Annotated in this window: 22 protein-coding genes; 19 read left to right on the top strand and 3 right to left on the bottom strand. The window is 36.4% G+C overall.

Annotation, left to right across the window (positions count from 1 at the left end):
* Window positions 1-48: 48 nt before the first annotated feature.
* The 8 genes from NYE67_RS10320 to NYE67_RS10285 all read left to right on the top strand — a co-directional run bounded on the left by NYE67_RS10320 (window position 49) and on the right by NYE67_RS10285 (window position 6,061).
* Window positions 49-666 carry a serine protease gene (locus NYE67_RS10320; RefSeq protein WP_339212299.1) on the top strand — a complete coding sequence of 206 codons (618 nt, stop codon included), beginning with the start codon at window positions 49-51 and terminating at the stop codon, window positions 664-666.
* A 23-nt stretch (window positions 667-689) separates the two neighbouring features.
* Entirely contained in the window at window positions 690-2,027 is a 1,338-nt protein-coding gene (locus NYE67_RS10315) for a dehydrogenase (protein ID WP_340729973.1), read from the top strand.
* 320 nt (window positions 2,028-2,347) lie between these two features.
* Entirely contained in the window at window positions 2,348-2,989 is a 642-nt protein-coding gene (gene cbpA / locus NYE67_RS10310; RefSeq protein WP_191698809.1) for a cyclic di-AMP binding protein CbpA, read from the top strand.
* 138 nt (window positions 2,990-3,127) lie between these two features.
* Window positions 3,128-3,760 (top strand): hypothetical protein, encoded by a 633-nt coding sequence (locus NYE67_RS10305; RefSeq protein WP_340729972.1) that lies wholly within the window; start codon window positions 3,128-3,130, stop codon window positions 3,758-3,760.
* 131 nt (window positions 3,761-3,891) lie between these two features.
* On the top strand, window positions 3,892-4,269 hold the full coding sequence (locus NYE67_RS10300) for a hypothetical protein (protein WP_340729971.1): 378 nt from the start codon (window positions 3,892-3,894) through the stop codon (window positions 4,267-4,269).
* Between the two features lie 136 nt (window positions 4,270-4,405).
* Window positions 4,406-5,116, top strand: coding sequence for a cytochrome c biogenesis CcdA family protein (locus tag NYE67_RS10295; RefSeq protein WP_191698812.1), 711 nt, complete (start codon window positions 4,406-4,408; stop codon window positions 5,114-5,116).
* A gap of 55 nt (window positions 5,117-5,171) precedes the next feature.
* On the top strand, window positions 5,172-5,537 hold the full coding sequence (locus NYE67_RS10290) for a response regulator (protein ID WP_191698813.1): 366 nt from the start codon (window positions 5,172-5,174) through the stop codon (window positions 5,535-5,537).
* A gap of 32 nt (window positions 5,538-5,569) precedes the next feature.
* Entirely contained in the window at window positions 5,570-6,061 is a 492-nt protein-coding gene (locus tag NYE67_RS10285) for a CcdC family protein (protein ID WP_191698814.1), read from the top strand.
* A 52-nt stretch (window positions 6,062-6,113) separates the two neighbouring features.
* On the opposite strand, the gene NYE67_RS10280 is transcribed toward NYE67_RS10285, so the two are convergent.
* Window positions 6,114-6,548 carry a DUF2621 domain-containing protein gene (locus tag NYE67_RS10280; protein WP_340729970.1) on the bottom strand — a complete coding sequence of 145 codons (435 nt, stop codon included), beginning with the start codon at window positions 6,546-6,548 and terminating at the stop codon, window positions 6,114-6,116.
* Window positions 6,549-6,667: 119 nt separating this feature from the next.
* On the opposite strand from NYE67_RS10280, the gene NYE67_RS10275 reads away from it, so the two are divergent.
* The 4 genes from NYE67_RS10275 (at window position 6,668) to NYE67_RS10260 (ending at window position 8,068) form a co-directional block, all read left to right on the top strand.
* Window positions 6,668-6,886: a DUF1659 domain-containing protein gene (locus NYE67_RS10275; RefSeq protein WP_340729969.1), complete on the top strand. Its 219-nt coding sequence runs from the start codon at window positions 6,668-6,670 to the stop codon at window positions 6,884-6,886.
* A gap of 32 nt (window positions 6,887-6,918) precedes the next feature.
* Window positions 6,919-7,140, top strand: a complete 222-nt coding sequence (locus NYE67_RS10270) for a DUF2922 domain-containing protein (protein ID WP_340729968.1) — start codon at window positions 6,919-6,921, stop codon at window positions 7,138-7,140.
* Window positions 7,141-7,202: 62 nt separating this feature from the next.
* Window positions 7,203-7,343: a YvrJ family protein gene (locus NYE67_RS10265; RefSeq protein WP_340729967.1), complete on the top strand. Its 141-nt coding sequence runs from the start codon at window positions 7,203-7,205 to the stop codon at window positions 7,341-7,343.
* Between the two features lie 113 nt (window positions 7,344-7,456).
* Window positions 7,457-8,068 carry an SCO family protein gene (locus NYE67_RS10260; protein ID WP_340729966.1) on the top strand — a complete coding sequence of 204 codons (612 nt, stop codon included), beginning with the start codon at window positions 7,457-7,459 and terminating at the stop codon, window positions 8,066-8,068.
* A 387-nt stretch (window positions 8,069-8,455) separates the two neighbouring features.
* Here NYE67_RS10260 and NYE67_RS10255 read toward each other — a convergent pair whose 3' ends face one another.
* Window positions 8,456-8,941, bottom strand: a complete 486-nt coding sequence (locus NYE67_RS10255) for an HIT family protein (protein ID WP_340729965.1) — start codon at window positions 8,939-8,941, stop codon at window positions 8,456-8,458.
* A gap of 244 nt (window positions 8,942-9,185) precedes the next feature.
* On the opposite strand from NYE67_RS10255, the gene NYE67_RS10250 reads away from it, so the two are divergent.
* The 7 genes from NYE67_RS10250 (at window position 9,186) to NYE67_RS10220 (ending at window position 13,255) form a co-directional block, all read left to right on the top strand.
* A complete protein-coding gene (locus NYE67_RS10250; protein ID WP_340729964.1) occupies window positions 9,186-9,614 on the top strand; it encodes a GNAT family N-acetyltransferase in 429 nt (142 codons plus the stop codon).
* A 33-nt stretch (window positions 9,615-9,647) separates the two neighbouring features.
* Entirely contained in the window at window positions 9,648-10,559 is a 912-nt protein-coding gene (locus NYE67_RS10245; RefSeq protein WP_340729963.1) for a hypothetical protein, read from the top strand.
* The gene (locus NYE67_RS10240; protein ID WP_340729962.1) at window positions 10,537-11,217 is read left to right on the top strand and encodes an HAD family hydrolase; all 681 of its coding nucleotides are present in this window, start codon (window positions 10,537-10,539) and stop codon (window positions 11,215-11,217) included. The genes NYE67_RS10245 and NYE67_RS10240 overlap by 23 nt, the downstream gene beginning before the upstream one ends.
* A 16-nt stretch (window positions 11,218-11,233) precedes the next feature.
* Window positions 11,234-11,989: a nucleotidyltransferase domain-containing protein gene (locus tag NYE67_RS10235; protein WP_340729961.1), complete on the top strand. Its 756-nt coding sequence runs from the start codon at window positions 11,234-11,236 to the stop codon at window positions 11,987-11,989.
* Between the two features lie 114 nt (window positions 11,990-12,103).
* The gene (locus tag NYE67_RS10230; protein ID WP_340729960.1) at window positions 12,104-12,430 is read left to right on the top strand and encodes a hypothetical protein; all 327 of its coding nucleotides are present in this window, start codon (window positions 12,104-12,106) and stop codon (window positions 12,428-12,430) included.
* 137 nt (window positions 12,431-12,567) lie between these two features.
* Entirely contained in the window at window positions 12,568-13,125 is a 558-nt protein-coding gene (locus NYE67_RS10225) for a cysteine peptidase family C39 domain-containing protein (protein ID WP_340729959.1), read from the top strand.
* Entirely contained in the window at window positions 13,118-13,255 is a 138-nt protein-coding gene (locus NYE67_RS10220; RefSeq protein WP_340729958.1) for a hypothetical protein, read from the top strand. Before NYE67_RS10225 ends, NYE67_RS10220 begins: the two co-directional genes overlap by 8 nt.
* Window positions 13,256-13,327: 72 nt before the next feature.
* On the opposite strand, the gene NYE67_RS10215 is transcribed toward NYE67_RS10220, so the two are convergent.
* On the bottom strand, window positions 13,328-13,531 hold the full coding sequence (locus tag NYE67_RS10215; RefSeq protein ID WP_445683369.1) for a transcription initiation factor TFIIIB: 204 nt from the start codon (window positions 13,529-13,531) through the stop codon (window positions 13,328-13,330).
* Between the last annotated feature and the right edge of the window lie 7 nt (window positions 13,532-13,538).

Genomic DNA, 13,538 nt, shown 5'->3' with positions numbered 1-13,538 from the left:
TAAAAACCTATTATAATGGAATAAAATGATTGATGAGGTGATATATAGTTGAAATATTTTGAAGCATCCAACTCTTTATTTCTTTTAAATGAGCAACAGCGGAACCAATTTTCAAGACTTGAATACTATGATTACTTTTATCACTTAATTCATCCAGACTTCCATTCCTTATCATTCGCTAATTTTAGTTTAAGTGATTTATGGGTTTACTATTATTTCGAGGAAGTTCCTATTATAAATTCCGAGCATGCGCTCCACTATTTATTAAGAAATTTTATGCTAAATGAAGTCCTGATCAGTTCGAAATTTAAACGTTTAAAGAAAACGACAATCGGTTCCTATACCAATGCTTTAATGGCAGCTGTTCTCACAGTAAATCTGTTTATGGATATTTTAAGCGAGCTTCTCAGTTCCATACCGAAAGAAGAAAGCGATTTTTACATGAAATTTGAAAACAGCTCGAAGCAACTATTTAATGATCGCTTTGCAACTTATGAGCATTACCCGAAAAAACTTGTCCTCATTGAGACTATGATTATTAAAAGCATGCGGGGATACCTAGAACAGCATGAAGCGACCTATACTGATCGGAAATTAAACGTAATACGTTTTATGGATCAATTTACAATTACAAAAAGAGAGCTATTTGAGCTGCCGGTAGTTTAAAAGAATAGGAGGTCCGCAAATCTATGGTAGAACGTGTGAAAACAATACATGAGCTAGAAATTTATCGATCACAGCCATTCCCATCGCAGGAAGCACAATATGAGGGTTTTGAATCGATTTTTACATACATTATTCAAAAAGGCGATGCTGAAACAATCAATGACTTTATACTCTTGGAGAGTAAGCCATTTATATTGTCTCACGACTACAACATGAAGCTGTTGCAATACTTAATGAATCAAGAACCTTATTTCAAGGACAACTTAAAAGAGTGTCTAGCTGTACTCTATTTAGTAATTGGGCATTGCTATTATTTTAGTCTGGATTTTGAAAAGGCAAAAAACTACTATAAAATTGCGAGTAGCTATGCACTTCAATTCGAAAATTATTCCGTCCTGTCAATCGCAATGAACAACTATACTGCAGCACAGAAGGATGTTTTGCCGAGTGATGTATTATGGCAATTGAGTAAACTCCCAGCAGTCTTTTTTAAGATGGGGTCAGAATATGATGAGCGATACTTCATAACTCGATTTATTGCGCATATTGAAATATCACTACAACTTAATAAAGTTCAGTATGCTGAAAGTTTATATAATAACTATTTTACTGGATGTGAAGTGGAAAAGGATTCCCGCATTGATTTACATATCCGTGTACTACGGGGGAAGATACATTATCAAAAAGGTGAATATGAAACAGCGATAGAGTTGCTGCATGAAGTGCTCATCGTCTGCATGAATTTAAAAAGAAATAAAGATTTAGTTCAGGAATGTTATACGTTCATTACCGACTCATATAAAATGTTGAATGAGGATAGCATCTCTCGGGAAATGGAACAATTTCATGCGCTGTTTTACCGGAAAATTGAAACAGACAAGCGCTATATGGAAAAGTATATTAAAGCTGCCTATGACAATGAGTATGAACAGGATGAGCATTTCCTATCTCCTTTATCACGATTTAAACTTGCAGGAAAGTGTTTATTGAGTAATGTAGAAAATGATGGGCATACACTAGTTCTAGTGGATTGCAAAATATTAACATGTGAAGAAGAAAGCATTAGTGAAATCCTTCATTTAATCAATGACGAAATGATGAAGGCAATGAAGCAAGAGATTATTACGAGCACACGAATCGACGCGTCGACAATCGGCTATATCATCCAATTATCGGAACAGGAGACCGATGAGCTGTGCGCAAAGGTGTTTGCAAAAATCCGCGAGCAATACCCAAGGAACGGCAGTGTGTTGGAGGCCATCTATTTTGCCTCGGTTAATAATAAGGAAAATAATCTGGCAAACTATCAAAAATGTCTCGATTTAGCGTATGCCTATATTTATTATGAACTTTACAAATAGTTTTATTTGATTCATCACCATAAGTTGGGGATGACAAAATTACCGCCTCGCGATAGCACAAGCGGCTTGATTAGGTGTTTTTTACTTCACTATATAACGAGGGCAAAATTTTGGGATTGGTGGGCCTCGCAAACGACAATAAAGGCAGTGTTAGCGCTGTCTTGCCGCAGCCCACCAATCAATCAAATGAAATTTTATTAGAAAAACAACCCCATGTTCTGGTGATTAGCTTTTTATTTTACAAAATATTCAAAAAATAACTTCCGTAATTGTGATTCTACTATTAAAATAATAGATAGAACACCAAAGGAGGTAACACAATGCTTGTAAAACAAAAGTATGTTAAAAAGAAAGACGTAAGTTATGCGAAAGAAACGGACCTGATTTCAGATGTACTCGGTCAATTGAATGACAATGGCTATCGATGCATTCCTGTGTTGGACGAAGCCGGCGAAAAATTTATCGGCAATATTTATAAGGTAGAATTACTCGAACATAAATTAAAAGAGGGCGATATGAAAGTACCGGTAAAAATTCTAACAGAAGAGCCCGATGCCTTCATTCATGAAAACAGTTCTTTTTTTGAAGTGTTCCATTCTATTAAACAGCTCCCATATCTAGCAGTAGTTGATACAAAAGGGAACTTTTCAGGCATTTTACCCCATTCAAAAGTGTTCGAGCTTTTGGAAGAAGCATGGGGCTACCGAACAGGCAGCTGTGCGATTACCGTTGCACTGCCGGATACGGACGGTATATTAATTAAAGTGCTGACGGCAGTTAAAAAGGTATGGCCATTACATTGTGTGTTCTCGTTAGATGACGATACTACCTATTTGCGCCGTGTTGTCATGACTTTGACTAAAGGTGCTAAACAGTCTACAGTAGATGAGCTGGAAGCGGCTATTACAAAACAAGGTGCGCGTATTATCGACCTTGAAATATTTGATAAAGAGAATTTTTAATGGGAAAGCGATTCGTTCAAATAGAGCGAGTCGCTTTTTTTATTGTACTAATACAGATGCAACCAAAAATTTTAGAGGATTTTGTCAGTTTATAGCGAATTTTAAGTAAATGGGGATTTATTTGAAAGGGGAGTTACTATGCTAATTCAAGTAAAAGGGGAAAAGATTAAATTTACAAAAATGGAATTAATTGTACTAGAACAGAGGGTTGAGAATTTATTCGAAAGTTTCGATAAAAAAACGTTGCATGAACTTACATTGCAAAAGAAATACGACCATCTGCAGGAGGAAGTAAGCCGCCATGCACAGCATGTAATGAATTTACCAGCTGGAAAGGCGTTAAAACGATTAAAAGATGAGGGGAACCTCTTTTACAAGCAGTTTCTAAACAACTACGGAGATCTTACATATACACGCTTTATCGTCAGTGGGGAAGAGGAATTACTAAAGCAAAAAGGGATATATACGATTATCGTCAATGATGAGCTGAAATTTTGTGGGGTTTGCGCACGAACATTTAAAGAACGCTTTAATCAGCATATCGGGAACATTTATGCGAAAGGCTGCTTCAGAGACGGCACAGCGACACATTGTCATGTGAATGCGAATATTACGTTAATGCTACCAGATAATGCTGTCCATTTTGCTATTTATCCTATGGACAACGAAAAGGAAATGAATAGCCTAAAAAACGCTATAATTAACCGATTTGAACCGGAATGGAATTTACGTTCGAACAGAGATTTGTACGAATTAACGTCCGCATTTTAGTTTTTTTCAACTTTCACACCAATGTAAGAAGGTAATTTTTCACATCATTAAAAAAATCAATCACTTTTCTCGTTTCATTTGCCTATATTAGTGGGAATAGTAAATGAAAAAGAACAGGACAGGTGATGATTGTGGAAGCAGCATTAAAATATTACAAGCAAGTCCATAGTGAATATTTATGGCTTCATTTAGTGGTAGCTATCGTATTATTATTTACATCCGTTTTTTGGTTTGTCCTTCCATATTTCGTAATTAGTTACGGAAAATATACGACGACACCTTTTCAGCAAGTGATGATCTTGATTGGTTTATATACTTTACCTTCGTTGGTAGTGACATTACATTGCTGGTTTATCAATTTTAAAGCGGCACTTCGTTGGAAAAAGGTCTATCCAAAAGAATGCGTCTGGCGCTGGTCGATTAAATTTCAGACGATTACGATCTTCATTGTAGTACTATTTACATCGGTTATTTATTCTAGCTTACTGATTATAGATATGATTCGGTAGAAGGTAAATTACTTCGTTTCTTCGTTTCACATATACCTCACACGGCTGTCAAAAAAAATTCACATTAAAAAAGTGAGTAATGTATTGAAAAATTTGGTACGATTGAGGCATCAATATGAAGGAGATTGAATGCAGCATGAATACAGATTTAAATATCTTCTTAGCGTTTGGTGCTGGATTTCTAAGTTTTATCTCACCATGCACCTTACCGCTTTACCCGGCGTTTTTGTCATACATTACCGGCATGACACTCGATGAGCTCAAAACCGAAAAGGGAATGATGCAAAGACGCGCCATTTTACATACTTTATTTTTCCTGCTCGGATTTTCCATCATATTCATTGCAATAGGGTTTGGAACGTCTCTTGCAAGAGACTTCTTCTTCCAGTATCAGGATTTATTACGTCAAGTCGGAGCGATTTTAATTGTTGCGTTCGGTTTAATGATTGTCGGCTTATTACAGGTCAATTTTTTAATGAAGGACCGTAAATTCCAATTTAAAAATCGTCCTTCAGGATATTTAGGTTCGTTGTTAATCGGGTTGGCATTTGCAGCTGGATGGACACCATGTACAGGACCAATATTAATGGCGATCATCACACTTGGTGGGACGAACCCAGACTCTGCTATTTGGTATATGATTGCCTATTACCTAGGTTTTGCCATTCCGTTCTTTACATTATCGTTCTTCATCACAAGAATGAACTGGATACGTACTCATAGCCAAAAAATTATTAAAGTTGGCGGTTATATTATGATTGCTGTCGGAATTCTATTGTTCTTCGATGGTATGACATATATTATTACAATTTTCTCGCCAATTTTCGGCGGATTTACAGGGTTCTAATAGTTCCATGCTTTTTAATACCATGCTATACTATTGAAAGTGATGTGATCGTTAAATGCCGACTGTATTAGTTGTAGATGATGCGCTTTTCATGCGTGTTACAATCGGAAATATATTTAAGGATTTCGGCTTTGAAGTGGTGGGAGAGGCTGCCAACGGAAAAGAAGCAGTTCTATTATATGATCAGCTATTGCCTGACCTCGTAACGATGGATATTACAATGCCGGTTATGACAGGCATTGAAGCGGTGCAACGGATAAAGGCTAAACATTCAGATGCCAATATCATTATGATTACGGCACTTGGTCAGCAAACTAAAATTAAAACCGCCATTGAAAGTGGTGCCAAAGATTTTATTACAAAGCCTTTTCAGCCTGAGCAATTAAAAGAGGTCGCATCAAATGTTCTCAACTTAACGTAATACTTATTTGTCAACATAAGAGGAGGAATATGATGTTTGACAGTATACCTTCTCACTATTTATTAATTGGTTCGACGATTATGGCCGTCATCATGGGTTCGTTTGTCATGGTAATACGACTGCGCGCACAAAAAAAGCCGGTATCCACTAAAAAAATACTCATCCCTCCATTTGCCATGTCAACAGGAGCATTGATGTTTATTTTTGAGGAATTTCGAGTAGCACCTCTTCAAATAGCAGAAGCGGCTGCACTGGGCTTACTGTTTTCGGTAGTGTTAATACTAACGTCGAAATTTGAAATCCGGGATAACGCAGTCTATATGAAGCAATCAAAGGCGTTTCCATTTATATTAGTGGGATTATTGGTTTTACGGATTATTTTAAAATTAATATTTGCAGAAAGCTTTGATGTAGGCGAGCTTGCGGGAATGTTCTTCATTTTAGCGTTCTCCATGATTTTACCGTGGCGTATCGGTATGCTCATCAAGTATAAAAAGCTTGAAAAATCTCAAATCATCGCATAAATAAAGGCTGTCCATGAAAGTTATTTACTTTCATGAGCAGCCTTTTTACGCATTATGCCTCAAATAAATGGTCATAGTGCGTTGTATCAATTTCCATTTCCTTCAGTTTTTTACGCAGAAATTTATGGTCGCGTTTAGGGGAGGCGATAATATAACCACGGATAATTAAATCCAAATCAATTTTCGTAGCATGTTCCTCTATAGCAATTTCCCCGATTTTCCCAGCAATTTTTTCCTTAGCTACTTGACGAAACAGCTCAGGTACAGGACTTACAAGTTCAGAGAGCAATTCCTTTTCTTCATTTCCCCATAAATGGATCGTTTTATCTAAATAAATGGCTTGCCAGTCCAAATCTGATTTCCCATCCTGTTTTGGGAGTGCCTTTAAAAATTTGCGGAACATAAAGAAGCCGCCGATCCCCATAAGCGAAACTAACACAACAACCCAAAATAATATAAACCATAAAAACCAGCCTTCTAAGCCCACAATATTCACCTCAATTTTTACTCAATATGTCTATTATATAAGGTTTTGTAAATTTTTTCATCGTCATTGTCCCTTTTTTCAATAAATCGTGACATATATAGGGCAAGGAGGTGATAAACATGAACGAATTCGGATTCCTTTCTGCAACATTGACGGTATTCTACCAAACGGGCCTAGATGAATTTAATGAGCCGGTTATTAAAAGCTCAACTTTCCGCAATGTGGGGGTGAATGCAACAGCACAGCAGCTTCATACTGTGGCAACAACAATCGTCGGATTAACAGATTATGATTATATCGAATCTGTGAAGACGCAAAAAGAAAGTGTAACGGCCTAACGAACCAAAAATAATGGACAGGAGGTGAGCGTATGGCACAAGTATTACAATTAACATTTGCAAATGCTGCTGGAAGTACAATGACGATTAATATCAATGATCCAAAACCAAATTTAACGGAAGCTGAAGTAAATGCAGCAATGCAAACAATTATTGATCAGGCAGCCTTCTCAAAAGAAGGGTTTTTATTCAACGTGAAAAAGTCTGCAAGAATTGTTGAGCGTCATGTGACAGCGATTGACTTGATTAACTAAAAGGAAGGCCGGTGAAGTGCAATGCTTTACCGGCTTTTTATATAGTCGAAGGAGGGATTAGGATGGACCAGTGGATAGCAATCATTCAGGAAGTAACGTTTCCAATCTTTATTTCATTTTATTTGTTATATCGAATTGAAACGAAGCTTGAAGCGATTCATACAGCACTCGTCTCACTTAGTAACCCGGTAGAACGCCATTAGTTGTGAAGCGAGGTTTCACAATTTTGACACATAACCTTTTGCACGATAACTATTGAGAATGTGGACAACATTCGATAAGATGAAGGTAATGTTTGGGAAGTGGAGAGAGATAAATGAAAAAGAAAAACATAGTACTCGCATTTGTACTCGTAATCGCTACAGTACTTTCTGCTTGCAGTAATTATCAATTTAAGCCAACAACAAGTTTCGAAATTTCCGATTTTACAATGACCGATCACCGCAATGAAGAAGTGACACTTGATAGTTTAAAAGGGGAACCATGGCTTGCAATGTTTATCTTTACAAGCTGTACGACGATTTGTTCTCCAATGACGCAAAATATGAAACTAGTACAGGATGAAATCGAAAAGAAGGGGCTTGATCAATATAAAATTGTCGCCTTCTCCGTAGACCCTGACTACGATACACCAGAGCGCTTAAAGGAATACTTAAGCCGACACAATCCATCAAATGAATCGAAATGGCATATGCTTACAGGATATGATCAGAAATTTATTGAACAGCTCGCAATCAATTCATTCAAAACCCCAGTTAGAGCAAGCGTAACCGATAATCAAGTCATCCACGCCGATACATTTTTCCTAGTCGATGAAAAAGGAGTAGCCGTTAAAAACTATTCCGGTACAGGTCAGGGAGCAGGCGGTGTTCAATACGAAACAATTGCCAGTGATATGGAAGCATTAATTAATGAACGATTAAAATAATAACAGGTTTAAGTTTGAGCTCACTAAAAGGGGAAATGCTTTTAGTGAGTTTTTTTGTGGTTTTGAAGCGGGTGTGAGGTTGGGCCGGGGTTATTAGCAGATTTTTTATTTTATTAGAAAAACAGGGAGATATATTCGAAATAGCCGAGCCCATTTCAGTGGTAATCTGAGATATTAGCAGATTTTTCATTTTATTAGCAAATCGGAGCAACTTATTAGCAAATCAGGTTACTTTATTAGCAAATTTCGCAGGATATTAGAAGAACTTAAGAATATATTAGAAAACCCCAGTTTTATTAGAACATTTTAAAATTTATTAGAACATTTCGGTATGATATTAGAAAAAATTTTCGGTCGCGGATGAATGAAAAGTATCAAGCAGTTGAATTATTTATTTAACTCCTCGGTAAGATTGCGGATTGCTTCCATAACTTTTTCAACATTTCCTTTATCATTCATTTTGTTTCTAGCGTGAAGTAATACAGGTCGTACTGACTCTACTGAACGTCCGAATTCATACATCCATTCATATCTCGGAACCATCCAAGTATGAAAATGGTGGGTAGTGTCTTCGTTATAAAAATAATAGACATATTCGATTCCTAAAACGTCTCTTTGTGCTTTTCTTATTCTTGATAAAATATTTATGTAATCTAATCTTTCCACCTCGGTTAATTCATCTAAACATTTAATATGTCTTTTAGAAGCTAAAATTATTAATCCTCTAATTGGATAAGCTACATCTTGATGTGCATGAAAATACGGTGTTTCAACAACTACACCGCCTTCAGGTTCAACTAACCCGCTTGTTATTGCACAACTAAGACATTCAACTTCTACGGTTTCCCCATTTGATAAGGTGATTTTTCTCAAGTGTTTTTCCCCCGAACTAATTTTAATTACCAGCTTGATCCATTATAAAAGTAAATCCAATTTTTCCACAAATAAATTACGAAAATTTTAAAAATATAATCCCAATATAAGGTAAAATAAATGTATTCAGGAGGGGTTTTGTATGCAAATTAGGCAAGCACAGTTGTAGGATGCTGCGGGAATCGCCAAAGTACATGTCGATAGCTGGCGGACGACGTATAAAGGAATTATTCCGGATGAATATTTGGATGGGTTATCCTACGAACAAAGAGAAGAACTGTGGAAGAAAAATATGGCAGCTCCCAATAATTACATTGTTGTTGCCGAAAATAGTGATGGGCACATTGTCGGCTTTGCTACTGCAGGGAAAAGGGAAGAAAATAAAAATGAGAATGCAGCTGATTTAACTTCTATTTACCTGTTTGCTGATATGCAAGGTTACGGCATTGGGAAAATGCTCATGAAAGAGCTGTTTATCTATTTCACTCAAAACGGTTATGAAAAAATATTTGTGGAAGTGCTAAAGGATAATAAAACCCGCCATTTTTATGAACATTACGGCGCTCACCTAGTAAAGGAAGTCCAAATCAAAATAGGTGGCAAAGTAATTGATGAGCTAGTTTATGAGTGGGGAAGTGCTGAGAGGGTACTAGAAAAACTATCGATCTCCTAACCCCAGATTTATCAGGAAATGAAGTGATAAAATATGTGGCAAATCAGACAAGTACAGGATATTGATCTATCTACAATAATGGATGAATTAAGACTTCAATTAGAAGAGGTAAAGCCTCGTATTGAAAAAAAGGCATTTCATCAGTTATTTATTCTTGAAAAAGATAACGAAATCATAGGGCTCTCGCTAAGTTGGTTAAACAGCTTTCATCCTGAAGGCAAATATGTAAGAGTCTATACAACTTCAGCCTGTACAGAGGCAAAGTGGCCGACAGCTCTATATGAGCAATTAATCAAAGATACATATCCGCAGAAGCAGCTTATCTTTTCATGTTGGGATGAGAAAAAAGATGCTATTTCTTTTATGGAAAAGCAAGGTTTTAAGCTATTTAGGAAAACGTATATGCCTGATTTAGAAGTACGGGCTTTATTACAGCAAATGTCGACTGTTCAAACCTTTAAACAATATGAATCTCTAAATAATGTCCTGCAAACCGAGGAGAAGAAACGAGCCTTTCTTACACAACTAAAGGAAAACTATGAGAACACACATTTACATAATCCTGTACAAACATATACGTGGCAACAGTGGGGAGAAATATTGCTCGATGATGAACCTGATCTAGAGTATAGCTATGTTGTATTTGAAGGAGCTCAAGTAGAGGCGTATATTTTGTTGCATAAATTAGGCAATTATTATGAAGTCGGATGGATTGGGTTTCAAGGAAACACCGATGATGAATGGAAACTGACAGCTCTTTTCAAAACACAAATGGAACTGTTACAGCGTGAAGGAATGAAGAAGGTCTCTATTGAAATAGATACAACAGATAACAGAGCCTTTTCATTATTCAGCTTTCTGGATTTTAAACAATTTCCTAGCTGGAACAGTTATTCACGCCAAATCGATAGGGGGAATGTAAATGATCAAAGCAGTGATATTTGATTTGGACGGTACACTATTAAACAGAGATGCATCGGTTAAGCAATTCATAGCGAATCAATATGACCGTTTCTATCACCAACTACATTCTATTAATCGGCTGGATTTTTTAAACCGATTTATTGAACTGGAACAAAGAGGTTATGTATGGAAGGATAAAGTGTATCAGCAGCTCGTACAAGAATTCAGTATTGAAATCTCATGGGAAGTACTGCTTCAAGATTATATAGCCTATTTCCATTCCCACTGTATCCCTTTTGCCCTTTTGCATGAAATGCTTAATGAACTGAAACAGAGAAACCTCCGATTAGCAATCATTACAAATGGTTTCGGACAATTCCAAATGGATAATATCAATGCACTCGGTATTGCACACTATTTTGATACCATTTTAGTGTCAGAGTGGGAGCAAATGAAAAAGCCGCAGCCTGAAATATTTTATAGGGCACTGAAGCAACTTAATGTTCAGCCTGAAGAAAGTATATATGTAGGGGACCATCCAGTAAACGATATAGAAGGGGCGCAGCGTGTGGGCATGAAAACTATTTGGAAAAGAGATCCGTATTTTGGTTCAGTAACAACACCTTATATAATTGATGATTTAGATGAAATTATACGTATTGTAGATACGATCAATGAATCCCAATCTAGTCTGCTATGATAAGGAGGTATTTTATATGCATTTGGACGAGGTTGTACAAGTACTGCTTGCAAGTTTAAAGGGAAACCCTTTAGTGATGGCTGTGTTTTTAAAAGGATCGATAGCGCGTAATGAACATGATTTTTTCTCAGACATCGACTTATATTGCCTAGTAGAGGAAGACGATGTAACGAGTTTTTTGCCAGATCGCCTGGAGCATTTAAAAGCTTATAAAGAACTTATTTTTTGGGATGATATTTTTATAGTAGCGCCACAAATATTAGGGGTGTATGGGGACTTCATCCACATCGACTTGTATACGGTTACTCCAAAAACGCTTAATGAAAAGGATCATATTAAAATACTTTATGACCCCCAGCATTATTTGAGTGATTACGAGCCATCTCTTCAAGTTTCACCTGCTCAGTTTATCGAAGCAGTGGATGATGCGATTTGGTTTTTATATCAGTATAACCTAAGCGCTAAGCGCGGAAATGATTTATGGTGTTGTCACCTGCTTCACCTGTCGTTCGACAACATCGGTACCATTTTGTTGCATCACTACTGTCCTGAAAAAGCTATATTAGGCTTGAAAACATTGGAGTCTGCCATACCGGGGGACAAGGTAGAAAAGATGCACAACATTATGAACCATATTGGCATCAATACTCATAAAGAAGCGGCACGCTATATGTGCCATCTACTTGAACAGGAAAAGGAATGGATCTTTTCTGAACTAGAGGAGCCGGAACGAATTTTGAGGTTTTGGGAAAGAGTTTTGCAAATTATATAGCGAAATAATGAACATTTTTTTCGTTAAAGTCCAATCATATAAGCCTCTTTCCTAGATACATACCATATATGTTTGTTAGTATGAAACAGAGATGAATTTAAAAGGGTGAATTTGATGTATAAAAAAATGTTAATCGTATTTAGTGCAGCTACTATTTTATCTGCATGTGGAAATAGCGCCGATGCTGAAAAGGAAGTAATTGAAGCGCAATTTGAGCTGCATGGGAATTATGCAAATTTACCAGAATACCAGTATATCCTTGAAGAAATTGAAGCCGACCAATATAATTTCAATACAGTAAGTGACAATGATGATAAGCGTGTCATTACGATTCAAGCGGATAGTGAAAATTACCGATCTATTTATGTTCATAAAACATCTCGCTTAATCATCCAGCATGAAGGGGATCAAGGCGAAATATTTAATGAAGAAATTGATTGAAGTCATATATAACTAATTCAAAGTCCTCCTACTAGTAGCGGGGATTTTTTACTCTATGCTAAGGGGGAAGTACTATATTTATAGTTAATACAGTCATTTTATGGATCGTTATATCCACACTTATTAATACATATTTAATGACATTTCCTATTCCCGTTTTACGTAAAACAGCTTATCCCGCCAACTATCTGATTCAACAAAATAATCGGATAGATTTCCAAAACAATACGGAATGTGCGGCTTTTTCAACAGCGTATATTCTGCGCCATTTTGGTATGGAGGCAGATGGGGAAGCGTTATACACACTTTTTCCTAGTAAAACGATGGCCGGCAATGTATATCCTAAGGGAATTCGTACGGTGTTAAGAAAAAAGGGCTTTAAAACAAATTATTATAAAGGGAATATCGACACATTAAAATACGAAGTTAGTAAAGGTACTCCTGTAATAGCTTTTATTAAAGTACATAAAGATTTCAATAACTTGCATTTTGTCCCGGTTGTAGGCTACGACAAGGAGTATATTTACCTTTCAGAGTCTTTAAAGCATCTTGTGAATAGTGAAGGTGAACACAAGAGCTATAATCGAAAAGTTCCAATCGAAGAATTTAAAAAACAATGGAATATAAAGAGAATGCATATGATTTTTTATAGCAATACTTATTTAGCTGCTCAAAGGAGGGATGAAAGTGTTTAAATTTATCGATGATATGGCTGGAGCTATATTTGATATTTTTAAATATATTTGTTATTTTTTTGCCGGCGCAATAATCGTTGGTGCACCACTATACTTGATTGCTAAATTATTTGAGTGGGTTTTTGATTGAATTGAAAATGTATAACCCCGTCCTAAACTAGACCGAGGTTATACATTTTGAGCTTATCAGACTGATTATAGATTAATACGTGTCCTTAAACCGCTCCGGCTTTTTCACATAGCCTTCAATTATAAATCCGCACTCTGTACAAATAATGTATTCAATAATGGACCCAAACCCTAATTTATTGATGGGGGACATGACACTATGACCACTGTGCTGGCCCTTTCCTAATTCCGTCGAACTGCATTTTGGACATTCATTTACCTTTGTAGAATGACTCAATTTCTTC

The organism is Solibacillus sp. FSL W8-0474, from assembly GCF_038004065.1.
Lineage (GTDB): Bacteria > Bacillota > Bacilli > Bacillales_A > Planococcaceae > Solibacillus > Solibacillus faecavium.
The sequence above is the reverse complement of the archived record's forward strand: the minus strand, read 5'-3'. Positions and strand labels throughout refer to the sequence as shown.